Below are 26,717 nucleotides of genomic sequence, written 5' to 3'. Positions count from 1 at the left end.
CTGGCTTCATGTTTCTGGCAAAGTCTTCATAAAATTTGCGAGCCCTTTGTTTAGGGCTTTTTCAAATACTGTAAGCGTTTCCTCTCCCACGTAATGTTCGATGCCTTCAGCATCGATACGAGCGTTTTCCTCGCTAATTCCCAACGCAAGAAGAAACGCTTCGACAATCCCATGCCGATGGCGTGCTTTGTTCGCCATCGCCTGCCCGGCATCCGTCAGAAACACGCCTCTATAAGGCTTCTGCGTGACAAGCCCTTCGGCTGAAAGTCTGGCCAGCATCTTCGCAACCGTTGGCTGAGACACGCCCAACCTTCCGGCAATATCGACCTGACGCGCTTCCTGACCTTCAGACAGGAGATCAGAGATCAATTCGACGTAATCCTCAACCAGCACCTTTTGCCGCGCAGCACGATTGGCACGAAACCCTTCCGAATGGGTCGCCATATCCAGAAGGGCTTTTTGCCTGCTCTTTTTCCGTTCCACGCCTCGAACCTGTTCCATCCTCAATTATTCAGAGGGGAATAAAATATTCCACAAATTATTTCCAGCTTTTGAGAATAGAGATTCATCTTATGAATATAGCATATTGCATAATTCTGAGATTCACGTTTGAATGGCATTCTGATGCCAGAAAATCCTTCCACGCCTGAAATTGCCCTCACTGATCTTCCTCGCAAGGCTTCAGCCTGGCGCTTTGCGCGCGATGAGGACAGAACGCGACCCTCTCTTCCGGAAGTGTTTTCTACCGTTCATGTTCCCGGTGGGCAGACTTCGTGGCTCAAGCGCTTTCTGGCATTCGTGGGACCAGGCTACATGGTCTCCGTAGGGTATATGGACCCCGGAAACTGGGCCACAGACCTTCAGGGAGGTGCTCAGTACGGATACACCCTGTTATGCGTCATCATGCTCTCCAATCTGATGGCGATTTTGCTTCAGGCGCTCTCAGCCCGATTAGGAATTGCGACAGGCAGGGATCTGGCTCAAGCATGCCGTGACCAATACCACCCAGCTATCAATATTATCCTTTGGCTTGCCTGCGAACTGGCCATCATTGCCTGCGATCTTGCTGAAGTGATTGGCACTGCTGTTGCATTGCAGTTGCTCTTTAGCCTCCCCCTTCTCGGAGGAGCACTCCTCTCAATCTTTGATGCGTTCATCGTACTGCTGCTGATGGGGCGAGGATTTCGATATCTGGAAGCCTTTGTCATTGGGCTTCTCACTATTATCGCCCTCTGCTTTGCCGTTCAGCTTGTGGCTGCGGCTCCTCCTGTTGCGAGCATACTAAAAGGTCTGCTTCCCACGTCGCAGGTTATTACCACACCCGGAATGCTCTACATTGCTATTGGCATCATCGGCGCAACCGTAATGCCTCATAATCTGTATCTGCATTCGTCCATTGTACAGACTCGTGCCTATGAACGCACACCTGCCGGACGACGCGAGGCCATCCGATGGTCAACCTGGGACAGTACAATCGCCCTGATGCTGGCATTATTCATCAACGCTGCCATCCTGATCGTGGCGGCCGCGGCATTTCATGACACTGGCCATCAAAGCGTTGCCGAAATCGAAGACGCCTACCGACTTCTTTCCCCCATCCTTGGCTTGGGAATTGCCTCCACACTCTTCGCCCTTGCCTTACTTGCTGCAGGAACAAATTCAACTGTCACAGGCACCCTTGCCGGACAGATCATCATGGAAGGCTTCCTGCGCCTGCGTATTCCACACTGGGCCCGACGCCTCCTGACGCGAGGCCTGGCCATTATTCCCGTTGCCGTGGTGACGGTTCTTTATGGCGGGCACGGTGTGGGTACACTTTTGCTGGCCAGCCAGGTCATCCTTTCGCTGCAACTGCCCTTTGCCGTCATTCCTCTGGTGATGTTTGTCTCTAATCGCCGCAAAATGGGAGAGTTCACGATTTCTCCCTTTATGACTGTCTTGTCCTGGGGCGTCGCCGGACTGATCCTCATTCTCAATTTCAAGCTTCTCTACGACACACTGGCTGGATAAATCCCGCCGCATCGCACGGATTTCTTACATTCATGACCAATAGATCTCTGCCCTCAAGACGCGCTTTTTTATATAGCAATTGCTATATTTATCAGCATATACATTCTGAAAATTCTCCCCTCAGATCATTCAAGAAGTTTGCACTCTGCACAGCCCTCCTTGCAGGTTTCTTGTCCACTGCACAGGCGTCAGAAACGATACCCGCTACGGATCGCGATGACGCAGCCTCAAAGAAAAAACAAGCACACGCAGAGAAAGCCGCCAAGCAAGAGCAGATTACCGTTACAGGCCATCTGGATCAGGCGCGTGGTCGCATTTTTCCACGACTGGGGGCGGTATCCTACGGCATTGATCAGCGCCAGATCCAAGCCACACCTCAGGGCCAAAATGCATCCTTCAGTCAGATTATGCTGCGAATGCCTGGTGTGGTGCAGGACAGTTATGGCGAAGTGCATGTGCGAGGCGAACATGGTGGCCTGACCTACCGCGTCAATGGTGTCCTTCTCCCAGAAGGCTTGAATGGCTTCGGTCAGGAACTCGATACGCGGATTATCCAATCCGTTGACCTTCTTACCGGCACCCTCCCTGCACAGTTCGGCTTTCGAACCGCCGGCATTGTGGATGTTCACACAAAGACCGGATCAACGCTCAAGAGCAATCAATTGTCCCTTTATGGAGGGAGTTACAATACATTCGCTCCCTCCCTGCAACTTGGTGGATCAAAAGGACGATTTGAATATTTCACCACGTTCTCCTTTAACAGAAACACCATTGGAATTGAGAACCCAACAGCATCCTTCCGAGCCACACACGACCTGACACAACAAGGTAAAGGCTTTGGTTATTTTTCATGGCGATTGGACGACAACAACCGAATTTCGCTTCTGACCAGCGCGTCCTATGCTGATTTTGAACTACCAAACACCACGGGTTTACAGCCGGTTTATCAACTGGAAGGCACAAGCTGGAACGATCCATCCGTCCAATCCCGCTTTTTGAACGATAGTCAAACAGAACAGAATTATTATGCTGTTGTATCCTACCAGCACAGTGCAGAAAAACTGAACCTCCAGCTTTCTCCTTATTTCCGTTACGGTCGGATTGACTATACGCCTGATCCTGTGCGCGACCTTGTGTTTCAGGGTGTGGCAGAACACGAGGTCAACGACTTCACGACAGGAGGGGCACAGTTTGACCTATCCTACGATGTAGCCCCAGATCACACGATCCGTGCTGGCTTGCTCGGGCAATACACATCGGAACGTCTGGATACGAATTCCCTCGTGTTTCCAGTAGATTCAGAAGGAAATCAGACAGCCACTACTCCGCTACGCCTGATTGACAACACAGGAAACTGGTCTGCGGAAGCCGGCGCCTATATTCAGGACGAGTATCGCATCAACCGAAAACTAACGTTCAATTACGGTTTGCGTTATGATCGCTTTGCATCCTCGTTTGGTAATGAAGGACAACTGAGTCCGCGCGCAAACATGGTGTGGAAGCCGTTCCGAAGCACCACTCTGCATATCGGATATTCACGATACTTCGCACCGCCTTCCCCGCAATATGTCTATCCGTCCACGCTCGCTCATTTTGCGGGAACCACAAATGCCGCAGCCAACCTGACCGATACGGCAACAAAAGTCGAAACTTCGAATTATGTGGATGCAGGTATTCTGCAACACATCACCCCTGACCTTCAGATCACAGTGGATGCCTATAGCAAATGGGCTCATAACCTGACGGATCTGGGACAGTTCGGACGCGCCGTTATTCTGGCGCCTTTCAGCTACAGACGAGGCCATGTTTATGGCGCAGAGTTCGGCAGTGCGTGGCGTCATGGCCCATGGTCTGTTTTTGGAAATTTCTCTTATGTGAAAACTGCAGCTCGGGATATCAATTCCGCCGAGTATCAGTTTGCCCCTGAAGAACTGGCGTATATTCGATTACATGCCATCCAGTTGGATCATCAAGGGGAATACACGGCCAGCGCCGGAACGTCCTACAGCAGCAAGCATCATCTTGCTTATGTCGATTTCCTGTACGGCTACGGCCTTCGTAGTGGTTTTGCCAATCTGGACAAGCAGCCCCAGTACGCAATTTTCAATATTGGTTACCAGTACACCCTCACCCACGTTCCGCTTGGACGGGATCTGAAAATCCGTGCTGACGTCGTGAACCTTTTCGACAAACGTTATCAGCTTCGTGATGGCAGCGGCGTCGGGATTTACCAGGCACAGTACGGCCAACGCCGGGGCACATATTTTTCACTCGTCTCGGATTTCTGAAGCTTTCAGGCTCGATTCAAGCCTGAAACACTCTCCTTTCGAAAGAGCGGCTGTCCCACTTGAGGTCGGACAGCCCAGATCATCAGAAAAGCGCCATAAAGCAGGGCAACCCCGTCAACAATGAGATTTGATGCCGTCGCATGAGAGAGAGGCGTTACAAAAGCGGCGGAGACCGGCATCAGAAATGTCAGGACTGCCGACACGACCAGCAGCAGTCGAATTGCCAGCCGTTCCCGAAAACAGAAACAAACAACCACACAGGAAAGAAAAGTTGCAAAGTAAACAATTTGAACTGGCAACATTTTTCCTACAACAGATTGTAATGGCGCCACAACCAGAACAGCAGAAACACCTGCGAGACACCCGAGAGAGCAACCAATTGTCAGCGAACAAAGAATACGGGTTGCACGCGTATCTTCCACCCGTCCACTCCCTCGTTCCCTTCGTCTACGAGAGACAATCCAGAGCTGGTTTCCGGCATAAAACATAAATGCGCCAGCCAATCCCAGAACAGCATATCCCCAACGCACGCCTTCTCCTCCAAAACTGCCAAAATGCAGAACGAAGAAAGACGTCAGAACAGCCATCGGAAAGGTTTGATGCCCTGGCAGATAATCCGTTGACAGCAATTTACCGCTGTAGGGATCGACCCCGGCAAAACCTCCACTCGTTCCTCGGGCACCATATCGCGGATCAGAGCCCGTCACACGCAACGCAAGATGCCCGCCATGAGAACGATCGTAGATCAAGGTTTCCGGCGAAAAACCGGGAGCCTGCTTGGCAATAGCGACTACAATTTGAGCAGGCTCCAGAGGAACACGAAGATCACCGGAAATTCGTTGTTGTTGATGCCCTTCAGTTTGATCAATCGGGGAATGCCCATGCATTTGCTGATGCATGGCCGATCGGCCCAGAAGAGCGTGTTCAGCAACATAAATTTCATCATGAAATGCAAATACAACGGACGTCAGGGCCATGATGATATGAAATGGCAACGAGAACAGCCCTAACATGCTATGCAAATCAAGCCACATGCGTTTGGCATTCTGCCCAAGTCGAATTGCAAACAGATTCTTAATCAGGCCCGGCAAAACAACAAGCGTGCCTGAAATCAGTGCTACTGCATATAAGAGCGCCACTATCCCCATGAATAACCGCCCAGCTTCATGAGGCATCCACAAGCCCACCTGCTGATGCAGCATATTGATGAAGTGCGCGGCTTCGGAAGGAGATTGCTTTACGGTTACCAGAGATCCGTCTTCTGCCAGGGCGGAATAATTTGCTACTGAAGGCCCGTGCATTCTCTGTGGCACGCCCCATACAAGAGTAGCCGGCTGAGACGGCGTTGGATGAAGAACAACTGTATAGGAATTTCTGGCTTCAGGATGCTCTGCAAAGGTTTTTCCCAACAGTTCTGGCACACGCTCCAATGCAACAGGAGGCGGCAAAGAGACTGGTGGAGAGGCCCAGTCCTGCAAGGGGCGTTCAAACATCGTTATGGCACCTGCATAAAATGCCACAAACAGGAACAGACCGCAGACAATCCCGACCCAACTATGAATTTCACGATACATCCGGACGATGTCGGCACGGATTTTCATGACATTACACTCCGAAGACCCATATAAGCGCCCCAGAGCAGAATGTTGATGGCCCCCAACACCCCCCAGGCCCTCCATCCTGTTCGAAACATGAAACACACCCCCAAAACAGCCGTCCAGACTGGAGCAACAAGCCACATCAGATACTGGGATGCCGGGGAACGTGGATCCCCATTCGTGTGGCAGAGCAATCCGACGATACCCACGAGTGCGAGCGACAGCCCCAGTCCAAGTACCAAACCGGCACTGGCTTTAGGAAACCAGTTCTTGCTGGAAAGCGGTGTGGACGTCATTGCGTTTTAGGTCTCTGCTTCAAAAGAGCCACCCCAATTGGCAACAGGCTCCAGACACTCATTAAGAGTGTCAGCAGAACGAAAAATGCTGTTCCACTCCCGTAAATCATGAGGTGAAAAAGGAAGGACAGGCAGAGTAGTCCGCTCCCTGCAAGGATACATATCCGCTTTGAGAAAGGGCATTTCCATAGCTGTTGCGCTGGCGCTGCGAGATACAGAAAAACTGCCCCAGCCAAACCGATCAGTACTGCAAGCAACGTCATCATCATGCTGATGCCGATCATATTACCAGCGATACTCTAAACGCGCCGTCAGGTTGCGACCCTGCCCATAATAGCAGGCGGAAACAGCCGTACAGGTCGCTACGAACCGCTTGTTGGCAATGTTCCGTGCGTTAAACGAAAATGACAGTCCTTTGTATCGAGGGTGAGCAAGAGCAAAATCATACCGCAGGAACAGATCGAACAACGTGTAATCCGGGATACGAAGCTTATTGGCCGTATCACCAAAGCTCGTACCTGTATAACGAACGCCGCCACCCAATCCGAGACCTGCCAGAGTTCCATGCTGGATACGCTGATCCAGAAACAGGGATGCCATCCATTTTGGTGCCTGACCAAGATAATTACCAACCTGGGAAGCCGTATTGGATCGGGTAATTTTGGCGTCACTTCGAGTGCCGGTAAAGATGACCGACATATCCCAGGGCAGATTGGCCTTCCCCTCCAGTTCCAGTCCACGGACGCGCCCCTGTCCTGTCTGTACAAGGCATGTGGCTGTGCCACACAGACGACCAGCGGGATCGGAAGTGGTCATGTTATTCTGGGTAATCTGGTAGCCCCCAAACGTGACGTAGATGCTTTTCCCGTACTGATAGCGAATACCGCCTTCGTACTGATCGCCAGTCGTTGGCTTGAATGGTTTGCCATCCACAGATGTTGACGGATCAGAGACCTGGGGCTGGAAAGACTGCGCATAGCTGAAATAAGGAGCAAGGCCATTATCAAACAGATAAACGGCCCCTGCACGCCATGTGAACGCGTTTGAATTGGTGATGTAGCGAGACTTCGTCAGGACATTCAGTGTGTCATCACGCGCCCAATCCTGACGGCCACCGATCGTTACGCGCAGACGATCGAACTTGAGCTGGTCCTGAAAATAAATGCCGTTCTGTTCACTCACTGTTGCTGAATAAACCTGAGGATTCAGCCCAGAAGAATACCCCGCGCTGCCTCTGGCCTGGGGATTAAAAATATTCAGAACCGGGAGAACAAGCGACGAATTTACAAGATCGCGACTATGCCGCCAATTCGTATAAAAATAATCTGTCCCAACCAACAGAAGATGACGCACAGGACCTGTCTGAAGGTGCCCCTCAAGCTGTGTATCGGTCGTTACGCCCTGAGACTGACCACGTCCTTCTACAGCACGCCGGCTAACCGTTTCACCCGCAACACATCCGGCAATCGCCGCCGTACATTTCGATATCGTATCGCCCGATAGAACAGTGGCGCGATAAAGTGTATTGAGATAGGTATAACGCGTATTGTTTCGTACCGTCAGGTAACGGTTGAATTTATGTTCAAAGAACGACCCTGCCAGCGCCTGGTTACGATCAAACGTATCCCAGCTTGGCTCTCCGATATTGGCGTCATTCGCAATATATCGGCCTTTGGATGAGTAAAGTGTGCCCGTCGCAGGAAGAAACTGGAACGTCGACCCTCCCTGATCTCTCTGATACTGGGCGAGCAGGGTCCAAGTTGTGCGCGGTGTAATTTTCCAGGTTAAACTGGGAGAAATATAATAACGACCTGTCCGGACCTCATTGACCTGCGTATTTCCATAGCGAGCCAGTCCAACAATACGTCCTGTAACGGTACCACTCTTGTTTAGGCGGCCAGAAACGTCACCAGAAGCCTGTCCTTGCCAGTTCGACAGGTTGGTAAAACCACTGCTTTGAAGGAAAAACTCCCCTTCACTTTTGTCAGTCGGGCGTTTGGTTACAAGATTGACCACGCCTCCTGGTGCCGTCTGCCCATAAAGAGCACCGGACGGCCCTTTCAAGACTTCAATCTGCTGAAGAGCAAAGGGGTCAAACGATGTCCGTGTCCATTGGCCGCCAGATGGCAAACGAAGACCATCCACGAAGTTATTGTTTGATGAGAACCCGCCCGCACCAAACCCACGGACTGACACTTCATCCACACGGCTATCGATTCCTGACGGCTCAGCCTGAACGCCTGCTGTGTAAGCCAATGCATCCGCAATCGTCGGCGAGGCTCGCAGTTCGATTTCCTCGCGACTGACGATCGAAATTGATTGAGGGGACTCAATAATGGGCGTTCGTGTCTTTGTCGCAGAGGATGCGTGTGACATGCCTGTCGCAGTCACAACGATGACCTCTTCTTTGGATTTCGATGCCGGGTGTGATGCCATTTTCTGTTGAGTCTTCTGAGGCGTTTTCTGCTTTTCGCCATCCACATCCCTTGCAACGACTGGCCTCTCCGCAGCTATGGCAACTGAGGTCAGCCCTGCAAAAACAAGAGCAGGAATCAAAGTACGTTTAGCGAAAGGAAAAGACATGTGCAGCCCACCGAAGTGCGATCGGAAATGCCGCCTCATATTTGCAATTGATAATAAGTGTCAATTGCAGGATGGGTTTTGAATTGCGTCAAATCGCTTCTACATTTTCTCAGGCATCTTTACCCAATAAGATACCCATAAAAATCAATACGTTATGGTTAAGAAATCAAAACAAACTCAGGGACTAGCACGGAAAACATTCCACCCCGTATGCTGAACAAGACGTTCCAGCGCACGCGTTCCAAGCAGAGAATTTCCTTGCGTGTTCAGGCCTGGAGACCAGACGGCAACAGAGGCAACACCTGGTGTAACCGCAAGAATACCGCCGCCCACACCCGATTTTCCAGGAAGACCGACACGAATGGCGAAAGAACCAGATCCATCATAATGGCCGCACATCATCATGAGGGCCAAAACAGTCTGGGCATTACGGGTTGAAATGACGCGCTCTCCCGTGCGGGGATTAAGCCCGCCGGTCATTAGGTAAGTTCCTATTTCAGCAAGCTGCCGGCAACTCATGGTGAGGGCACACTGATGAAAGTAAAATGCCAGAGTTTCATCAACTGAATTGTGAATATTTCCAAATGTTCGCATGTAATTGGCGAGAGCTTTGTTACGAAACCCGGTTTCTTCTTCCTGACTGGCCACATCACGGTCGATAAAAATGGTATCAGGATCTACACTCAACGGACGAAGAAGGTTCAGAAGCTCACTCTGGGCACCTTCCAGCCCATAATGTGAAACCAGGATATCAGAAACAACGATCGCTCCGGCATTGATGAATGGATTTCTTGGAATGCCGTTTTCGTTCTCCAACTGAACAATCGAGTTAAATGCACTACCGGAGGGTTCCTGACGCACGCGGCTCCACAAGCCTGCGTCTACCGCATTCAAAGCCAGCGTCAGACCGAAAACCTTGGACACACTCTGAATGGAAAAAGCCTCTTCGGCATCGCCCACAGTATGACTGGCACCTTCTGCATCAACAATGGCCATACCAAACCGCCCCAGATCGACCGACGCCAAAGGGGGAATATAGTTCGCCACCTGCCCCCGATCTGTCTCAGCACGCATTTCATCTGCGATTTCCGCAATCGTATCGGTCAGTGACGTCATGGAATATTTCTCCAGAGCAGATTGGGCGCTGTCGTCACGCCTCAGGAACGTTTATTGCTTACGGTGAAATCACACGATGCCGGACGACCTCACCAACAATGACCAATGCTGGGGAAGATACCGATGCAGTCGCTGCCTGATCGGCAATTGTCGAAAGCGTTCCTGTCAGAACGCGCTGGGAAGGCTGAGTGCCACGTTCAACAATGGCGACTGGCCAGTCTGAGGGAAGACCATTTTGGATCAGACCCGTCATCAGGGCTGGCAACGTAGATATTCCCATATAGATCACCACAGTCTGACGCCGATCTGCCATGTCATCCCATGGTAGATCCAGAACGCCATCAGCACGCGCATGTCCCGTGACAAAAAGACAGGCCTGCGCGCAATCCCGGTGGGTTAATGGAATACCGGCATAGGAGGCACAGCCGCTGGCGGCAGTAATACCCGGCACGACCCGGAATGAAACACCAGCCTCTATAAGAGACTCAATTTCCTCTCCCCCTCGCCCGAAAATAAACGGGTCCCCCCCTTTGAGACGCAGCACGCGTTGCCCTGCCCTCGCATAACGAACCATCTCTGCATTGATCGCCGATTGGGGCATGGCATGACGGTCACGCTGTTTGCCCACAAAAATCAGTTCAGCATCCCGGCGCACACGCTCCAGAAGGACTTTGGGGAGAAGATTGTCATAAAGGACGACATCAGCATTCTGCATGAGATGCAGCGCTTTAAGCGTAAGAAGGTCCGGATCGCCCGGGCCACCACCGACGAGCCAGACCTCTCCGGCCTTTTTCTGCTCTGTCAGAAGCTGATCCAGCACACGATCAGCGCGAGCATCCTCAGCGGAAAGTGCAGCTTCAGCGCCCGGGCCATCCAGAAAGTCTTCCCAGATCCGTTTGCGATCCTGAACAGCCGGATAATGAGCAGAAACACGGCTTCTGCGAGACTGCATGTAAGCGGCAAGCTGGCCAATCCCTTCCGGCATCCAGCTTTCAATCTGCTCCCTCAACCGACGAGCCAGAACCGGTGCGCCACCTGCCGTAGAAATAGCAACCCGCACCGCCCCTCTACGGACCTGTGCGGGCGTAATGAACGTCGAAGGCTCCGGATCATCCACTGCGCAGACAGGAATATTCAGGCTCTCGGCAAGCGCTGCTACACTCTGATTAACCGCTCTGTCATCTGTTGCGGCATAAACAAGACGGCATCCTGCCATAACCTGTCTGAGCATCTCATCGTCAACTCGTCCCCCCACATGACGGGCCAAGCCTTCGTCTACCCAGTTCTGAACAATCGGGTTCAGTGTCTCCGCAACGATCTCGATCCCTGCTCCATGATCGAGCAGAAGCCTCCCTTTGTTGACAGCGACTTCGCCTCCCCCAACAAGCAGAACACGTGCGCCCTCAAGGCGAAGGGAAATGGGAAACCAGCCTGTCTCAACCCCGGATGCGGGCATCTCTGTATCCATACGCTTTCAGAAAACGGTTCCAGGAAAGGAACACCTGTCTCTTCACTACACGCCCGCTCCTGAGAGGCAAAGCTAGTCAGAGCACTGATGGATGCAAAGGTACCTCCCCTTACATGGGCAGAAAGTGTTTTTTAGCGGTACCCATATCCACCTCCGCCACCCATGTATGGACCACCATGATGATGGTGGTGGTGATGCCAGTCATGATCGCGGGGTCCATAACAGGCCATCAAAGGGAGCATCAAACCAAAGCCCAGAAACAATGTCGCAAGACGCTTCATCAATCATGTCCTCCTTCAGAACTGACGGAAAACTATTTCGGCAATATGGCCTGATTCAGGCGAAATCTGGAGGATGAATAACCGGGACAGAAAGTCTTTTCTGAAAGGAGCGTTATCTTTTCCAATGATTTGGCTTATAGTCTCAATACGTGCCGGGAGATCTCTTTCGTGCACCGCCCAGCCCGGAGTGCGCCATGGCCCAATTCCTCGTCAAAGCCTTTAAGTCCCTTCAGGACGGAGTAGGTTTCCCGGTTCTTTTGGGTATTCTGGCGGCCCTGGTACTCATCGGATACCTAGTGCTGTCTCTGCTGCTCACATGAGCTCGCAACGACAGTCTGAATTTTATTGATCGCCTGCTCTTCAGGGGCGCACGATACTCACTGACCGGAACTGATGAATGACCACAACCGAGATCGAAAGACGTCTCGAGTTCCTGCGTGAAGCTTCAAAACTGAAAGACGTCCTCCGTCGTTCTTTTACACAGGATGGCCAGCCAGAGAGCACAGCAGAGCATACATGGGGCCTGTGCCTTCTGGTCATGACCTTCGCAGATTATCTTGAAGGTATCGACCTGCTAAAGCTGTTGAAGATCTGTATTTTGCACGATCTTGGGGAGGCCATTCATGGAGACGTTCCGGCAATCTCCATCGAAGCCTCTCTTAACAAATCCAAACAGGAGCGCGAAGATCTCCTGACCATCATGGCGCCGCTACCTGACACACTCCAGGCCGAGTTTCTTCAACTCTGGGATGAGTATGAAAACGCGTCCAGCCCTGAAGCCCGCATGGCCAAAGCGTTCGACAAGATCGAGACCATCTGGCAGCACAATAACGGTGTTAATCCCCCAGATTTCGATCATGGCTTCAATCTGACCTATGGTCGACGTTACACAGATCATTCCTCTCTGACCCGGGCGATAAGAGACGTTCTTGATCGGGAAACGCGACGGAAGTCAGAAAAAGCATTCCTCTGATACCTCGTCACTATCGTTCTGTTGCTCGACAAAACGGACTGTATCCGTCACAACAAAGCTCTCTTCCAGTTGGTACGACAAAGGCTTCCGTCCGATAACCGTACCAAAAGATTTAAGGTCCTATTCCACGGAGATCAGCAGAGCGACAATGACTAGCCGCTTTCATGGCCGACCTGCTGCCGCTGCATCTCGTTTCCCTTTACGGAAGCTTTCCTGTTATGGCCTTGGAGCCGCTCTGTCCTGCGGAACCACCCTGGCACAGACAGACACGTCTCTTTCACAGAGTGCGCCTACAAGATCCACGCAAACAGAGACTCCCTCCACCACAGAGCGAATTGTCGTCACAGGGCACAAGCCTGAGGGGGCAGTCATTGGCGCTCCCAAACCACTTATGCAGATCAGCGCGGATGAGATCCGCTCCTATGGCGTCGACACTGTTACTGATCTGCTCACGACCATTTCTCCAGAAACACGGTCTGGCCGTGGCGCTACCGGAAATGCGCCCGTTATCCTGTTAAATGGTAAACGGATCTCGGGCCTTCAGGAAGTCAACGATCTCCCGTTCGAGGCCATATCGCGCGTCGAAATCTTTACGGAAGAAGAAGCCCTGCGTTACGGCTATGCCGCAGATCAGCGCGTCGTGAATATCATCACCGTCAAGCAGTTCCGTGCCGTGAGAGCCCGCGCCTACGGAGAGACCTCAACTGATGGTGGGGGCGAAAACGGAGCCCTCTCACTTAGTTTCACCAGACTGCATGATGATCGACGCATCAACCTCAGCGCCCGTTACACTGCCAGTGCATGGCTGCGGGACAGCCAGCGTGGCGTGGTGCCGCCCGCAGCCAATTCCCTGTACTCCACACAGGGAAACCTGACTTCACCCGATGGTCAAAGCCTTGACCCGGCACTCGACAACCTTGCCGGGGAAAGCGTTACGACAGCAGGCAGTCCTTCCCTACCTTACGGACAGACCGCGACACTGAATGACATTCTACAGTCCGCAAATTCACTGACCAGCAGCACGAATGCGTCTGCCTATACCCTGCAACCGCGCAAGCATGAGCTTTCCCTGAATGGTGTTTATGCTGGTCACCTAACGAAAGACATCACCACCTCCCTCAATCTGAGCTTCGACCATCAGGATCAGATCAGTCTTCAAGGCCCGGCGCGGGGGATCGTCACGATACCGTCGGGGAATGCCTATTCGCCCTTTTCGCAAGATGTTTTGCTGTATCGAAGTTTCAGCAGCGTCCGGCCTCTTCAGCAAACCGGGCACACTGAGACAGGCCATGCAGGCCTGAATTTCAACGGTGATCTCGGGGGCTGGAAATGGAATGGGAAAGGAAGCTACGACTACGCACGCACAGTCACAGAAAGCCAGACCGGCCTCTCCCTCATGGCAGCGCAGACGGCGTTGAACAGTGGTGATCTGTCTTTCGACCCGTGGTCCACCATTGCTCCCTCATGGCTGAACAGTCGGGTTGTCAATCATGGCCAGACAACCAGCAATCAGGGGCAGATCAGCGGCCTGCTATCAGGACCGGTCTTTTCTCTCCCCGCAGGGGATGCTTCAACAAGCATTGCTGCGACCGGAACCCTCAGTCAACAGAACGCAACATCCTCTGCAAATGGAATAACGTCTCGTTCATCAATCAGCCGGGATGTCGGTACTCTGAGACTTAACGGTGATCTGCCAATCGCCAATAAAAAGCAGCATGTTCTGTCATTTCTTGGCAAGCTTGATGCTAATGTGAACGGAGCGGTCAGTCAGGTGTCCCATTTCGGAACACTCGGCACACTTGGCGGCGGTGTCACATGGTCTCCCACAGGATGGATCCAGCTTCCTTTCTCGGTCCTGCAACAGACAGAAGCTCCAGCCGCCTCTTCTCTCGTTGCACCAACGATCGAGACCCCCAACGTCACAACCTATGACTATGTGCGCGGTGAGTCCGTACAGGTCACAACCATTTCCGGCGGCAACCGAAACCTGCGCTCTGCAGACCGCCATGAACTCAGTCTGGGCGCCATTATTTCTCCGCCGTTTCTGGAAGGATCACGTCTGCATCTCAATTATGTGCATGACAACACACACCATCCCGTTCTTTCGCTCCCAAGCCCGACAGCAGCCATTCAGGATGCCTTCCCCGGGAATTACCAGCGCGACGCTAACGGCGTTCTGGAAACAGTCGATCTACGTCCTGTGAATGTCGAAAGTGAGAAGCGTACCGAATGGAATGCCACCTTCTCCTTGTCACGTCCTTTTGGAGACGATCATGAAGCATCCGGCCATAAAAGACATAATGATGGTGGCACTAAAGGACGGTACTATATCGTCCTGACACAGGTCTGGCGCCTGAATGATACCGTCAGACTAAGGGCTGGACTGCCCGCTATTGACCTGCTGAATGGTGGGGCGGTTGGCGGACTGGGTGGAAAACCCAAACATGAAGTCGAACTTCAGGCCGGGGCTTACAAAAATGGCCTCGGTGTCAGACTGGATGGGAAATGGCAGTCAGGGAGTTCAACGCTCGGAAGCACGTCGGCAGGAAGCCTGTATTTTGGTAGCCTCGCAACACTCGATCTCTCCGTTTTCGTAACACTGGGAGATCTTCCCCATTGGCAAAACCGGAACTGGGCCAAAAATTTTCGCATCATGCTGTCACTGGATAACGTCTCGAACACACGGATCCATGTGCATAACGGTCTGGGCGTTACACCTGCAGGCTACCAGCCCGCATTCATGGATCCAATGGGTCGAACGATTGGTCTTTCCCTGCGCAAGACACTCTGACACAGAAAAGAATTCTGAGACTCAGAGTGTATGTTGCAGGATCGTTTGAGCAGAGTGTTGCCAGGACACAGGTTTGAAGCGACATTCGATCTCATCAGCCCAGCATTTCAGCTCATCGCGATCTTCTATGGCCTTCCCGATAACGCGTGACGCATCATGCAGATTCAACGGATCGAAATATCGTACCAGTCCTTGGTCATTCGTCCTTTCGACTGGCGGTTTCGAAGCCAGACAGGGCTTGCCATACTGAAGGCTCTCAAGAGCCGGGAGACTGAGATCGCCTGCCAGCGAAGGATCCACAGTAAACAGACAATTCCGATAGAGAGCGTCACGTTGCGCATCGGATGGCGCACTGACAAGCAATACCTGCCCATTCAGCCAGTCGGAATTTTCAAGCTGCTGCATGAGGTCACTCACCAGCCATCCAACCTGCCCGACAAAAACAAGTTTCGGGAGAGAGTCCTCAGCCATTCCCTTCCGGAGATGACGCCACACCCGCAGCAGAAGCTCATGATTCCTGCGCGGCTCCAGTGTTCCCACACAGAGAACATAATTCTCTTTGAGAGGTATTTTCCTGGCGGCCTGTCGGGACAGACTTCCTCCTGTCGGAGCAGACCTACTTCCCACGGGAACCGTTACAATCGGCCGTAAAAGCGGACGCTTGATATGCGCCAGATAGCCCGTCACCTCTTCGGCGACAGCATCACTTCTGACGAATACCTGGTCAACCAAAGGCAGAACAGTGCGATGCCAGGCTTCGTAATGAGTGTTCGTCGCCTTCGTAAACCATTCAGGATATCGAACAGGCTGAAGATCATGCACGAAAAGACCGAATTGCACGCGCATGACATCCCGAAGCCAACGTATGGTCTGAGAATAATCCGGTCGATTCCAGCTTGGTCCCAGCGCCAGGAAAAAGTCACCCGGACGTGCCAGATCCTTAAGAGGGGCTCCGTTCAGAAACGCTGAATGACAGCTTTTTCCAGTTGCTCCATCGTTTTTAGACAAGATAGAGCGATGGGCCAGATTTTCCTGCCATTGCTGAGCACCGTATCTTGCGGCTGCTCCAAACCAGCCCAATGCAGCTCTCAGAACCTGAAACTGTGTTCTGAGAACATCTGCAATACCCGCGACGTGTGGAGGGGCAGCCCCATTCCGAGCTGTAGAACGTTTCTTTGCTTCACTCTGCCGTCCGATCACATGCAGAGCTCCTGCCCGATATTGTGTGACGACAGGCAGATCCTTCACATCTGTCCAGTTCACAGAAATCCAGTCCTGCGGGCCACCTTTTCGATGCACGAACCCAATCCGATCTGGCGCACAGGCTTGTAATGCCTGACAGACCTCAACGAGAAAGCGTCGAACATCCTCCGAACAGACTTCTAAAGAAGGCGAAGTAAACAGAACATCCACATCAATCCAAACCCTGTTCATCAGCCGGCCCTCATCTCAGGCTGTTGAGACGAACGGTGAGCGATCTCACAGGATTTCAGAATAGCCCTGGCCGTATCAGACCACGGTGTCGGCTGAAAATCCCTACGGATATGCTCTTCCCAAGCTTTCAAGCCTTCACGATCCTCAATGGTCTGGCGAATGGTGCGATAGACATCCTCGAAATCATACGGATCGAAATACCGTGCAAATTTGCCTCCAGCTTCGGGAATGGATGTCACGTTGGACGCAACGCAGGGGCGCCCAAAAAGCAGACTTTCCGTTACCGGTAGCCCCCATCCCTCGTATAGCGACGGGAATACTGTAAAGAGGCAGTTCCTATAGAGGCCTCGCAGTTCTTCATCACTTGGTTCGCGGATCAAACGAACCTTGCCGTCCAGATACTGCGTGTTCTCCATCTGCTGCATCACATCTTCCACCATGGACGCAGGCCGCCCCGCAAAAACCAGCGTGGGAATATCTTCGTACGCCTTTTCACGCAGTAACCGCGCCCAGACCTGAAACATCAGAATATGATTCTTGCGTGCCTCAAGGGTGGAAACAAAGAGAACATAGCTCCCGGCAGGAGGTAGCCCCGGAGCCTCTGCCTCTCTGGTCGCAACCGTCATATCCCCAAACCCCCCACCCATGGGCACGACCCATGGCGCCTGATTCAGATAAAGCCTGCGTTGGGCCAGGAAATCCTGAACATCCTTTCTCGTGGCCTCACTGATCACCATGATATCACTACATTGCGGCACCACATTCTCCAGCCACGCAGAGAATGTTGAGACCACCTGCGGGGGAAACCATTCCGGACATGTCAATGGAATGAGATCGTAAATCAGCAATACCGGCTTGAGGCCATATGTCTTGCGGATTGCGTGAAGCCGCTCACCAAAAGCAGCATCCGCCCATGCAGCGCCCATAACAAGAAAGATATCTCCAGGCTTCATACCGACTTCGCAAGAAACGGGCTCCGCTATCCGAACGGGTGCCCTTTGCGAAGACGTCGAGTATCGGACAACGGACCGGCTTCTTAAATCCCTTGCCATCCGCAGAACGCGCATCTGCAGGGTGCCAGCTCGCAACAATGGCCGCCCCAACGGCTCTGGCATCTGCTCGAAGTTTCGAATCAACGCGTGCCGTATTCTATTGAACTGTCTGAACACCATTGCTTTCGCAGATGGTAACTTCAGATTTTTCGGAACAGACGGCGCTTTCCGAACAGACTTAGTGATAGCGCTCGCTTCGTCATCCGCCAGTGAGGCAAAGAGATTTTCGATATCCTGAGCGGACACGATACAGGCAGGGTTTCCATCAACACCCTTGCGCACATACCCGATATGCACTTCCTCCGACTGAGGAATGCATCCGAGCAAAACCTGAAGAATTTCATAGACCTGACGCTGTATACCACTTGGTCTGCGATTATGCTCCGCGTACTGGAAGATATCCTGCATATCAATCCAGATGGTATATGCCGCCATGCTTCTCCCTGCTCTCAGGCAGTCGCCCGATCACCTGCTCTTTAATGGTTTTTTAACTCTATTGGCCGGTGGTATGGAGCACGCTCCTCAAGAATACAATATGGCATCGGCGGTTGAGACGTGACGCCGACTGAAGTTATGAAATTCTTTGAAATATTCTATAGATTTATAAGTTACAGAGATCGGCAACAGTTAGCCCAATTCCTGAAAACTCTCTGTCGCTTAACATCGCATCGCCTGCCGAAATTTCACTAAGCTTAAGAGTTTTCTCCCCCTTGCCTCCAGCTTTGGGCACTCTTGTTACTCGGAATTTTTTTTTCGTTCTAATCCATGATCTCACAACGAAATCTCGGCGCATTCTTGAAAATGCAACGTTCGGTCATAAAATGTGAGTTTTGATTTTCGCATAAAAGCCTATCTCTGAGGCCGATATGTGACAACGATCTGACAGTGATGAAAGTTTCCATACCCTGATGTCGGACGAACAATCGTCTTTACAGCCTCTGAAAGCGGTCGGCGGCCGACGTGTCATAAAAAATGTGAGCCTGCTTTTGGGAGGGCGTGCGATCAACGCTCCACTCAGCCTTGTTCACATCTGGCTGGCGACCCACCTTCTCGGCAGTCACGGGTTTGGTTTGGTGGCCATGATGTATGCATTTGCCCGGACAATGAGTGACCTTGTGGATTTCCAATCCTGGCAGACTGTTCTGAAATATGGACTGCATCCTTTGACCGACGGGGATTTTTCCGGCTTTCAGCGCGTTGTTGCGTTTAGCTTTCTTCTAGACGGTATCGGCGGCCTGATAGGTTGCGCAGGAGGGATCGCCATCAGCCTGTCCGGCATGACACTTCTGGGCTGGCCTCCGGAAATCCATGTCATTGGCGTCGTTTTCTGTGTTTCGATCCTTTTCATGGCCTCAGCGACCCCAACAGGCCTGCTCAGCGTCTTCAACCGGTATGATCTGATTTCCATTCAGGGGGTGATCGCTACGATTGTCCGCGTAATCGGTACGGCCGCCCTGACCGTCACTGGTGCCTCTGTCATGGCGCTCGCTGTGGTTTGGATTTTGGCAGAAGTTGCCGCATGGACGACTTTGAGCATCATGGCTTTGCGCGAACTGATGCGTCGTAACCTGATCAAAGGTCTCCCTACGGAACTTTGGAAGCTTCTCCCTGACCTTTCCAACGGAATTTTTTTTCAAACTCATCCAGGCATCCGCCGGTTCGCGCTGGCCACGAACCTCAATTCCGCTCTGGCTCTGACCTTCAACCATATCGGAACACTGGTTGTTGGAGCTTATGCTGGACCCGCCAGTGCCGGTTATTGTCGCATTGCCAGCCAGATTGCCTCTGGTATCGCCAAACCGGCCTCTATCATCCAGACAACCGTCTATCCGGAAATGGCCCGCCTATGGCGTGAACATGCCATGACACGCCTGTACCGACTGGCTCTTCAAGTCACTCTGGCAGCCGGCGGCATTGGCACATGCCTGCTGATTGCAACGCTACTGGCTGGAAAACCACTTCTCCAACTCTATATTGGTGATAGCGGAGCGGTTCAGACACTCCCCGTGATCCTGTGGCTCCTTGCTGCAGAAGTCGTCGCTGTCTGGGGCCTTCCGCTGGAGCCTCTGCTTTTCACAACCAATCGCTCAGGAGCGGCCACGTCTGTCCGCCTTTTGGATTGCCTCGTGTTTTTCCCTGGGCTTGTGCTGGTTGTTCGCCGCTATGGACTGGACGGCGTTGGCCCCATGACTCTTCTGGGCGTCACACTCCTGATCGGTCTGCAGCTTTTCCTTGTTCTTCGAACCCCCACATTGCGGACGGCAAACGGACTATGAAAGTCGTCTTTCCCTTGATTGCACAGCGTCATCAGACGCTGCATGCCCTGCCAATCGCGCTCGAAATGTCGGCGCGGCACCCTGAAATATCCGTGCATGTTGCCTGCCTGACCAGCAGCCATCTTGAACTGGCCCGCTCACTGGCAGCCCTCTACCCGGAATCGCGGGTTCAATTCGATCTTCTCCCCATTTCGGAAAATCTGCGTCATCGCATTGAAGCTCAAGGCCTCCGTGTGCTGGACAGATTGCTGGGCCTTTTCTTTTCACGTCGGTATTTCCGCGGCTTCGAAGCAATCATCGTCCCTGAAGCAACCTCCCTGCAGCTTCGCAACATGGGTGTGCGCACACCTCGCATGATCTGGACGGGCCATGGCGCAGGTGACCGAGCCATCGGCTTTGCACAGCACCTACGGAAATTTGATTACCTGCTTGTACCGGGGAGAAAAGTTGAAGACCGCATGCTGAAGAACGGTATTATCCGTCCGGGATTTTATCATCGTGGAACATACGCGAAGTTTGATCTGGTTCGGCGAATGCATGCCCGCAGACAGCCGCTGTTCAGCAATAATCGTCCAACCGTTCTATATAACCCGCATTTCGTACAGCGTTTCTCATCCTGGAAAGCCATGGGGCGCGACCTTCTGGACTTCTTCGCCAGACAGGACCAGTACAATGTGATCTTCGCGCCGCACTTCCGTCTCTTTGACAATAATCGTGATGAGGGAGAAGCTCTCAAACGGGATTATGAAAGTGTTCCGCACCTTATCGTTGATCCTGGCAGTCAACGCAGTATCGATATGACCTACACCATGGGTGCAGATCTCTATCTCGGGGATGTCAGCAGTCAGGTTGCAGAATTCATGATAAAACCCCGTCCCTGTCTGTTTCTGAACGCTCATGAGGCAGACTGGCAGGATAATCCGAATTATCAGTCATGGACGCTCGGGCCTGTTACGGATAATATCACCCATCCTGCTGATGAAATTGTTAAGGCGTTTGAGACGCACTCACGTTTCCTTGAGATTCAGCGTCAATATGTACTAGAGACATTCGAAACTCTAGGCGAACAGCCTACGGCGCCCGCTGCTGCGGATGCCATTGTCGATTTTTTACAGAAAGCCGCCTGATGTCCGGCGACCCCAATGGAGCTAGTCTAGGTTTGACCGAGGACAACCAGAACCCCATCGCCCATCCCGCTCCAACGCCAAGCCGTTCAGGTCTGGTCAGACGGTACGGAGATTTCCCAAGCTTCGCCGCAGCGCTTGATTATGCAGCCCAGGGCGAGAGTGGATTCAACATCTACTCCGGACGTGGACAGCTTCTGGAAGCCCTGCCTTACCGCGTCCTGCGCGAACAGGCGATCTCGATGGCTCGGCGCCTTCTGGGCCTCGGACTGGCTCCTGGAGACCGTGTCGCGATTGTCGCGGAAAGCGACGGCGATTTCGCACGCATTTTCTTTGGCTGTCAGTATGCGGGACTGGTTCCTGCTCCCCTACCTCTTCCGGTCGCCTTTGGCGGCAAGGAAGGCTATGTCTCCACGCTTCGTGGAATGATCCAGGTTGCCGCTGCCCGTGCAGTGGTCGTGCCGGATGTAATCGGAAGCTGGACGTCCGATATCGTGGACGGTCTGGACCTGATCTTTGGCGGCTCTCCCGCCGATCTGCATCGCCATGCCGAGGCCAGTGTCGATCTGCCGGAAATCAGCTCCGAAGACCTGTCCTATCTCCAGTTTTCGTCGGGCAGCACACGCTTCCCGATGGGTGTTTCCGTCACGCAGGCCGCCGGTATGGCCAATGCTCGCGCTATTGCCCGGGATGGCCTGAAGGTCCAGCCGGCAGAAGATCCCCGCGATGACCGCTGTGTGTCCTGGTTGCCGCTTTATCACGACATGGGGCTGGTCGGGTTCTTCCTGACGCCACTGACATGCCAGTTGACGGTCGATCTTCTTCCGACACGCGAATTTGCACGCCGCCCGCATGTCTGGCTGGATCTGATTTCGCGCAACCGTGGCACAATCGCCTACAGCCCCTCTTTTGGGTATGAACTGTGCTCGCGCCGTAGCGGTCAGGCCGATCTGGATCTGTCCTGCTGGCGTATTGCAGGCATTGGTGGCGACATGATCCGCCATCATATCCTTGAAGGATTTGCCGAGCGTTTTGCCTCAAATGGCTTTGATGCACGCGCTTTCGTTGCCAGCTATGGCATGGCCGAAGCCACGCTCGCCATCAGTTTTGCTCCGCTGGACACAGGCATCCAGACCGATACGATCGACCTGCGAACTCTGGAAAAGGACGGGCTTGCCCAGCCTTCCAACGATCCGTCTCATGCTCTCCGAACATTCGTCCTCTGCGGCGAGCCTCTGCCTGAGCATGAGATCGAAGTTCGTGACCCGTCAGGGAAAGTGTTGCCTGACCGCCATGTTGGCTGCGTCTTTGTGCGTGGCCCCAGCCTGATGTGTGGCTATTTCCGCCGCCCTGAAGAAACAGAAGCCGTTCTGGACGCTGATGGCTGGCTGAATACGGGTGACCTTGGCTATCACCTGAACGGACAGATTGTTGTCACAGGCCGCGCCAAGGATCTCATTATCATTAACGGCCGCAATATTTGGCCTCAGGATCTTGAATGGTCCGCTGAAAGCGAAATCAGCACCCTGCGCTCTCGTGACGTTGCTGTTTTTTCAGTTGAAACCGAAACTGGCGAGAACATCGTGGCTCTGGTGCAATGCCGCGCCACCGAAGAAGAAAACCGCAACAGTCTGCGTGATGAGGTGACAACTCTTTTCCGTCGTCTTCACGGCGTTGATGTGAAAGTTGTTCTGGTTCCCCCGCGCACACTGCCACAAACATCTTCCGGAAAGCTGACGCGTGCCCGCGCCAAGGCGATGCTTCTCTCGGGTCAGTTCGATCTGGAACAAGAGACAAGTTCAGCAGCCTGAAAAAACGTCAGCCCGCTCCCCCTTGCACAGATGGGGGTAGCGGACTGACGTGCTTTGACGCATAAAGCGTCCCCAAACTGCACAGAAGACCGAGAGTTCAATTTCATGACTGACAGCGTCGCCGGCATCTCCGGCATGATCATCGAAAAACTGCTCGCCAACCCGAAAGTTCCGCGGGACATCAATGGCAACAGCAAGATCGTCGAAGATCTGGCTTTCGATAGCCTCGCTGTCATGAACTTCGTCATGGAAATTGAAGACGAGCTGGACGTCTCTGTTCCGCTCGACAAACTGGCCGATATCCGGACCATCAACGATCTGGCAGCATGTCTGCACACTCTCAAGGCCAGCCAAGCGTGATCGATATCTTTGCCAAACATGCCGCACTTCGCGCTGCTTACGAAGGATTGACTGCGGCCTCTCCCCGCAATCCTTTTGAAGTCGTGATTGAACGGCCGCTTTCGGCAACCGTGGGGTTGATCGAAGGACGGGAGACACTCCTGTTCGGCACGAACAACTATCTTGGTCTGAGCCAGTCTTCGCGCGCGGCTGAGGCTGCCATTGAAACTGCCCGCACCATGGGTGTTGGCACGACAGGGTCCCGAATTGCCAATGGCACGTTCGGCCTGCATCAGCGGCTTGAACAACGCCTTGCGTCTTTCTTTGGCCGCAAGCATTGCATGGTGTTCTCGACCGGATATCAGGCCAATCTGGGAACGATCTCCGCGCTTGTGAACAAGGACGACGTCCTGCTTCTCGATGCCGACAGCCATGCCAGCATTTATGATGGTGCAAAGCTGTCCGGCGCGCAGGTCATCCGGTTCCGTCACAATGATCCGGTTGATCTGGAAAAGCGTCTTGCACGTCTGAAAGATCATCCGGGCGCGAAATTGATCATTGCTGAAGGCATCTATTCCATGACGGGGAATGTTGCCCCGCTGGACAAGTTCGTGGACATCAAGACGCGTTACGGCGCTTACCTGATGGCAGATGAGGCGCACTCTTTCGGCGTCCTCGGCGAGCATGGCCGGGGCGTTGCAGAAATGCAGGGATGTGAAGACGGGATCGACTTCATTGTCGGCACGTTCTCCAAGTCACTCGGCACGGTTGGCGGCTACTGCATCACAGACCATGACGGTGTGGATCTGATGCGCCTGTGCTCACGCCCCTACATGTTTACGGCGTCCCTCCCCCCGGAAATCATTGCAGCCACTCTTGCAGCCCTGGATGATATGGAAGCTCATCCGGAACTGCGCCTGAAGCTTCAGGAGAATGCTGCCCGACTGCACGCAGGCCTTAAAGCGGCCGGCCTTCAAACGGGAGAGCATGTTTCTCCGGTTGTGGCTGTGACGCTTGAGAACATTCCGCAGGCCGTTGGCTTCTGGAATGCTCTGTTGGAAAACGGCGTGTATGTAAATCTGTCTCTACCGCCTGCAACGCCTGATAACCGCCCTCTTCTGCGGTGCTCCGTCATGGCAGCACACAGCGCTGAGGAAATTGACAAAGCCGCGGCTGTTTTCAAGGCTGTAGCAGAACACTTCCAAGCCTGAAATTACTCATCCAGGCATAAAAAAGGACCTCTTCGGAGGTCCTTTTTTTGTGTCTCAGTTTTACGTCTGAGACTGCTTCCTCAAACGCTGCATCCGTTTCAGAAGAATGGGCAGAAATAAGAGTGGATGCCTTCTTTCCGCTTCGGAGAGGTTGAGATCCAACCCTGTATGGCGCTGGATTTTCCACGCAAGATACGATGCGCCATTTTCAAAAGTAAAAGCCGCCTTTATCAGGCGTGCCACATTCCGAGGCTTCCCTGTCTGCCCGACCAGGCCCCATCGCCGAACTGCACGCTTACGGGCGGAGAAAGACAAAACGGGTTCCAGCCTGTTACCAGTAGCCGAGTAACGCAAATGAGCCCGCGCCCATCCCAGCGGAAGCATCGCAGTAAACCGCTCTTCCTGACCAGCGATCAGACTGTGCCCTCGCCCCTTCTTTTCAACCCGTAGTTCAGAGGCATATGTCCGCGCGAAAAGAGATTGCCAGTATTCAACGGCTGTCATGCTCGGCTGCCCCAGAAGAGCCGCCCAGCAAGACGCTGTCGTCACGCATCGGGCAATCAGATCAAGCAGCGTATCAGCTGCCTTTGCATCCCGCACCCAGATGAGCCTGACAGGCTGACAAAACCTGGCCCATAGAGTCGTATCCAGTGTGCCGAGCGTTGTCCGCTCTTTAAACTGCTGTTGTGACAGAACGGCGATCTTGGCCCGTAAAATGCGCTGCCCGACCTTAAACTCCGCATAACGCACATTGGGCGGTAACAGAAGGTTGCCCGTTCGCGAGATTAGTCCGCCTGTAAAGCCGGAGGCATCTTCCGTAACAATATAGAAATCGAGAATACCTTCGAAGTCTTCCGTCCTCAGGACAGAGCCGTAAAATAGAACGCCAAGAGGCACCTGCGGGCAAGCCAATGCCAAAGCGTCCGCAAAAGCCACGACATCCGGGTGAACCGGGGTCGTCAGTTCCCCGATCAGGAAATTTTCAAGTGCGTCAGGCATGGAGGAAACGGAATGCCGGTCCGCGCTCAAGGCGGATCTGCTCATGCTCGGACGGAGTAAAAACCTCTCCATCCAGAACGAAATCGCTTTTCGTCGTCAACATCATATCGTCTGTCCGACCACTGACATAGTCCGGATGGCGACGCAGCCAGCGGGGTGCACGACCACACAGAAGTGCAGCAGTTGCGCGTGAGAGATTCTCTGGATGAGCTCCGACATCAAGATAGCGAAGCCCCTCGACATTTGGCTCTGCATCCCAGAAGGGCCAGATTCCGCGTGAAAGTTTGGACAGGCCAGTCGTCAGGAACATGAAGCTGTTTCCGTCATAGGCATGACCGGAGGTTTCAACCCTGAGAGGCTCACCCGCGAGCCAGCTTTCCCGACTTTTACGAAACATGAGGCTGACAACAGTACTCAGCAGCGTAAAACCGACCGCCAGATCATGCGGAGCGAAACGCACCACTGTTGGGGAATGCGCCACCCGGACGGCCCGTGCATACCCTGTACAGCCCCCGAAAAGTCCCAGAACCGGAACACGATCCGTCTCCGGCCATGACAACCGGATCGGTGTGCGGATGCTGGAGCGCATAGCGGCTCCTTGCTGAAGGCGCTGGATCGCCTCCATTCCGCGCAGCCCGAACCCGACATCATTGGCAATCAGATTGGTGTTTCCGGAAGCCAGAACGGCGATATCCGGTAACCGCTCAGCGGGATAAGCACGCGCGATTGCCGTCAGGGCCGTGCTGACCGTTCCATCTCCGCCATCAATCACGATTGTCCGCACATTCCTTGCGCAGAGATGACGCACATGCTCCGTCATGCCTTCCCGACTGTCAGACGGAACAAAGTTTTCGCCCAGCAAAGCCTTGGCTTCCGCAGCAAACACAGAGCCGCCGCGCCTGTTCTTGCGACTACGGGCATTATGGATAAGAGCAAATCGCACTATGGGGGAATTCTTCGCGTTATGTTCGGAGCTATGCGGGCGGGTCTAGCACGGCTATGATGGTTCCACCAGAATACGGGCATCCCCTTCCGCTGGAAAGACTGACTAAGGCCGCATTTCTCCA

The 26,717-nt window shown here is 53.3% G+C and carries 21 protein-coding genes; 10 read left to right on the top strand and 11 right to left on the bottom strand.

What is annotated here, in order from left to right:
• Positions 1 to 6: 6 nt before the first annotated feature.
• Positions 7 to 501: a manganese-binding transcriptional regulator MntR gene (gene mntR / locus HKD32_RS11325; protein ID WP_172794457.1), complete on the bottom strand. Its 495-nt coding sequence runs from the start codon at positions 499 to 501 to the stop codon at positions 7 to 9.
• A 123-nt stretch (positions 502 to 624) separates the two neighbouring features.
• Between mntR and HKD32_RS11320 the strand changes: the two genes are divergently transcribed.
• On the top strand, positions 625 to 2,010 hold the full coding sequence (locus tag HKD32_RS11320; protein WP_194258005.1) for an Nramp family divalent metal transporter: 1,386 nt from the start codon (positions 625 to 627) through the stop codon (positions 2,008 to 2,010).
• 32 nt (positions 2,011 to 2,042) lie between these two features.
• Positions 2,043 to 4,298: a TonB-dependent receptor gene (locus HKD32_RS11315; RefSeq protein ID WP_061929322.1), complete on the top strand. Its 2,256-nt coding sequence runs from the start codon at positions 2,043 to 2,045 to the stop codon at positions 4,296 to 4,298.
• Positions 4,299 to 4,303: 5 nt separating this feature from the next.
• Here the strand turns inward: HKD32_RS11315 and HKD32_RS11310 are convergent, their stop codons facing one another.
• From HKD32_RS11310 to HKD32_RS11285, 6 genes are all read right to left on the bottom strand, one after another.
• On the bottom strand, positions 4,304 to 5,899 hold the full coding sequence (locus HKD32_RS11310) for a PepSY-associated TM helix domain-containing protein (protein WP_061929319.1): 1,596 nt from the start codon (positions 5,897 to 5,899) through the stop codon (positions 4,304 to 4,306).
• The gene (locus tag HKD32_RS11305) at positions 5,896 to 6,192 is read right to left on the bottom strand and encodes a hypothetical protein (protein ID WP_023945537.1); all 297 of its coding nucleotides are present in this window, start codon (positions 6,190 to 6,192) and stop codon (positions 5,896 to 5,898) included. Before HKD32_RS11305 ends, HKD32_RS11310 begins: the two co-directional genes overlap by 4 nt.
• Before the next feature lie 285 nt (positions 6,193 to 6,477).
• The gene (locus tag HKD32_RS11300; protein WP_228118979.1) at positions 6,478 to 8,628 is read right to left on the bottom strand and encodes a TonB-dependent siderophore receptor; all 2,151 of its coding nucleotides are present in this window, start codon (positions 8,626 to 8,628) and stop codon (positions 6,478 to 6,480) included.
• A 324-nt stretch (positions 8,629 to 8,952) separates the two neighbouring features.
• On the bottom strand, positions 8,953 to 9,891 hold the full coding sequence (locus tag HKD32_RS11295; RefSeq protein WP_061929311.1) for a glutaminase: 939 nt from the start codon (positions 9,889 to 9,891) through the stop codon (positions 8,953 to 8,955).
• A 58-nt stretch (positions 9,892 to 9,949) separates the two neighbouring features.
• Positions 9,950 to 11,347 carry a siroheme synthase CysG gene (gene cysG, locus HKD32_RS11290; protein ID WP_382385233.1) on the bottom strand — a complete coding sequence of 466 codons (1,398 nt, stop codon included), beginning with the start codon at positions 11,345 to 11,347 and terminating at the stop codon, positions 9,950 to 9,952.
• Positions 11,348 to 11,490: 143 nt separating this feature from the next.
• Complete coding sequence (locus HKD32_RS11285; RefSeq protein WP_164473946.1) at positions 11,491 to 11,640, bottom strand: hypothetical protein; 150 nt, start codon at positions 11,638 to 11,640, stop codon at positions 11,491 to 11,493.
• 194 nt (positions 11,641 to 11,834) lie between these two features.
• On the opposite strand from HKD32_RS11285, the gene HKD32_RS15445 reads away from it, so the two are divergent.
• The 3 genes from HKD32_RS15445 (at position 11,835) to HKD32_RS11275 (ending at position 15,404) form a co-directional block, all read left to right on the top strand.
• Positions 11,835 to 11,960, top strand: coding sequence for a hypothetical protein (locus tag HKD32_RS15445; protein WP_023945527.1), 126 nt, complete (start codon positions 11,835 to 11,837; stop codon positions 11,958 to 11,960).
• 77 nt (positions 11,961 to 12,037) lie between these two features.
• Entirely contained in the window at positions 12,038 to 12,613 is a 576-nt protein-coding gene (locus tag HKD32_RS11280) for an HD domain-containing protein (RefSeq protein WP_010502547.1), read from the top strand.
• A 148-nt stretch (positions 12,614 to 12,761) separates the two neighbouring features.
• Entirely contained in the window at positions 12,762 to 15,404 is a 2,643-nt protein-coding gene (locus HKD32_RS11275) for a TonB-dependent receptor (protein ID WP_061929307.1), read from the top strand.
• Between the two features lie 21 nt (positions 15,405 to 15,425).
• On the opposite strand, the gene HKD32_RS11270 is transcribed toward HKD32_RS11275, so the two are convergent.
• On the bottom strand, positions 15,426 to 16,838 hold the full coding sequence (locus HKD32_RS11270) for a glycosyltransferase (protein ID WP_194258004.1): 1,413 nt from the start codon (positions 16,836 to 16,838) through the stop codon (positions 15,426 to 15,428).
• Positions 16,838 to 18,325 carry a glycosyltransferase family 4 protein gene (locus tag HKD32_RS11265; RefSeq protein ID WP_194258003.1) on the bottom strand — a complete coding sequence of 496 codons (1,488 nt, stop codon included), beginning with the start codon at positions 18,323 to 18,325 and terminating at the stop codon, positions 16,838 to 16,840. The genes HKD32_RS11270 and HKD32_RS11265 overlap by 1 nt, the downstream gene beginning before the upstream one ends.
• 539 nt (positions 18,326 to 18,864) lie before the next feature.
• On the opposite strand from HKD32_RS11265, the gene HKD32_RS11260 reads away from it, so the two are divergent.
• The 5 genes from HKD32_RS11260 (at position 18,865) to spt (ending at position 24,651) form a co-directional block, all read left to right on the top strand.
• Entirely contained in the window at positions 18,865 to 20,166 is a 1,302-nt protein-coding gene (locus HKD32_RS11260; protein WP_337905546.1) for a lipopolysaccharide biosynthesis protein, read from the top strand.
• Positions 20,163 to 21,293, top strand: coding sequence for a sensor domain-containing protein (locus tag HKD32_RS11255; protein WP_194258001.1), 1,131 nt, complete (start codon positions 20,163 to 20,165; stop codon positions 21,291 to 21,293). Before HKD32_RS11260 ends, HKD32_RS11255 begins: the two co-directional genes overlap by 4 nt.
• Positions 21,293 to 23,101, top strand: a complete 1,809-nt coding sequence (locus HKD32_RS11250) for a fatty acyl-AMP ligase (protein ID WP_228118978.1) — start codon at positions 21,293 to 21,295, stop codon at positions 23,099 to 23,101. The genes HKD32_RS11255 and HKD32_RS11250 overlap by 1 nt, the downstream gene beginning before the upstream one ends.
• A 105-nt stretch (positions 23,102 to 23,206) precedes the next feature.
• Positions 23,207 to 23,461 carry an acyl carrier protein gene (locus HKD32_RS11245; protein WP_007282203.1) on the top strand — a complete coding sequence of 85 codons (255 nt, stop codon included), beginning with the start codon at positions 23,207 to 23,209 and terminating at the stop codon, positions 23,459 to 23,461.
• On the top strand, positions 23,458 to 24,651 hold the full coding sequence (spt, locus tag HKD32_RS11240; RefSeq protein WP_082905291.1) for a serine palmitoyltransferase: 1,194 nt from the start codon (positions 23,458 to 23,460) through the stop codon (positions 24,649 to 24,651). The genes HKD32_RS11245 and spt overlap by 4 nt, the downstream gene beginning before the upstream one ends.
• Before the next feature lie 60 nt (positions 24,652 to 24,711).
• On the opposite strand, the gene HKD32_RS11235 is transcribed toward spt, so the two are convergent.
• Entirely contained in the window at positions 24,712 to 25,650 is a 939-nt protein-coding gene (locus HKD32_RS11235; protein ID WP_061929298.1) for a hypothetical protein, read from the bottom strand.
• Complete coding sequence (locus HKD32_RS11230) at positions 25,643 to 26,593, bottom strand: diacylglycerol/lipid kinase family protein (protein WP_061929296.1); 951 nt, start codon at positions 26,591 to 26,593, stop codon at positions 25,643 to 25,645. Before HKD32_RS11230 ends, HKD32_RS11235 begins: the two co-directional genes overlap by 8 nt.
• Positions 26,594 to 26,717 lie beyond the last annotated feature (124 nt).

The organism is Gluconobacter japonicus, from assembly GCF_015244665.1.
In the GTDB taxonomy this organism is placed as follows: Bacteria; Pseudomonadota; Alphaproteobacteria; order Acetobacterales; family Acetobacteraceae; genus Gluconobacter; species Gluconobacter japonicus.
This window is presented reverse-complemented; position numbering and strand designations above follow the sequence as displayed.

Excerpts from the sequence above, each read along its gene's own strand:
- mntR (WP_172794457.1), bottom strand. The coding sequence starts at position 501 with ATGGAACAGGTTCGAGGCGTGGAACGGAAAAAGAGCAGGCAAAAAGCC.
- HKD32_RS11320 (WP_194258005.1), top strand. The coding sequence starts at position 625 with ATGCCAGAAAATCCTTCCACGCCTGAAATTGCCCTCACTGATCTTCCT.
- HKD32_RS11315 (WP_061929322.1), top strand. The coding sequence starts at position 2,043 with ATGACCAATAGATCTCTGCCCTCAAGACGCGCTTTTTTATATAGCAAT.
- HKD32_RS11310 (WP_061929319.1), bottom strand. The coding sequence starts at position 5,899 with ATGAAAATCCGTGCCGACATCGTCCGGATGTATCGTGAAATTCATAGT.
- HKD32_RS11305 (WP_023945537.1), bottom strand. The coding sequence starts at position 6,192 with ATGACGTCCACACCGCTTTCCAGCAAGAACTGGTTTCCTAAAGCCAGT.
- HKD32_RS11300 (WP_228118979.1), bottom strand. The coding sequence starts at position 8,628 with ATGGCATCACACCCGGCATCGAAATCCAAAGAAGAGGTCATCGTTGTG.
- HKD32_RS11295 (WP_061929311.1), bottom strand. The coding sequence starts at position 9,891 with ATGACGTCACTGACCGATACGATTGCGGAAATCGCAGATGAAATGCGT.
- cysG (WP_382385233.1), bottom strand. The coding sequence starts at position 11,347 with ATGCCCGCATCCGGGGTTGAGACAGGCTGGTTTCCCATTTCCCTTCGC.
- HKD32_RS11285 (WP_164473946.1), bottom strand. The coding sequence starts at position 11,640 with ATGAAGCGTCTTGCGACATTGTTTCTGGGCTTTGGTTTGATGCTCCCT.
- HKD32_RS15445 (WP_023945527.1), top strand. The coding sequence starts at position 11,835 with ATGGCCCAATTCCTCGTCAAAGCCTTTAAGTCCCTTCAGGACGGAGTA.
- HKD32_RS11280 (WP_010502547.1), top strand. The coding sequence starts at position 12,038 with ATGACCACAACCGAGATCGAAAGACGTCTCGAGTTCCTGCGTGAAGCT.
- HKD32_RS11275 (WP_061929307.1), top strand. The coding sequence starts at position 12,762 with ATGACTAGCCGCTTTCATGGCCGACCTGCTGCCGCTGCATCTCGTTTC.
- HKD32_RS11270 (WP_194258004.1), bottom strand. The coding sequence starts at position 16,838 with ATGAACAGGGTTTGGATTGATGTGGATGTTCTGTTTACTTCGCCTTCT.
- HKD32_RS11265 (WP_194258003.1), bottom strand. The coding sequence starts at position 18,325 with ATGGCGGCATATACCATCTGGATTGATATGCAGGATATCTTCCAGTAC.
- HKD32_RS11255 (WP_194258001.1), top strand. The coding sequence starts at position 20,163 with ATGAAAGTCGTCTTTCCCTTGATTGCACAGCGTCATCAGACGCTGCAT.
- HKD32_RS11250 (WP_228118978.1), top strand. The coding sequence starts at position 21,293 with ATGTCCGGCGACCCCAATGGAGCTAGTCTAGGTTTGACCGAGGACAAC.
- HKD32_RS11245 (WP_007282203.1), top strand. The coding sequence starts at position 23,207 with ATGACTGACAGCGTCGCCGGCATCTCCGGCATGATCATCGAAAAACTG.
- HKD32_RS11235 (WP_061929298.1), bottom strand. The coding sequence starts at position 25,650 with ATGCCTGACGCACTTGAAAATTTCCTGATCGGGGAACTGACGACCCCG.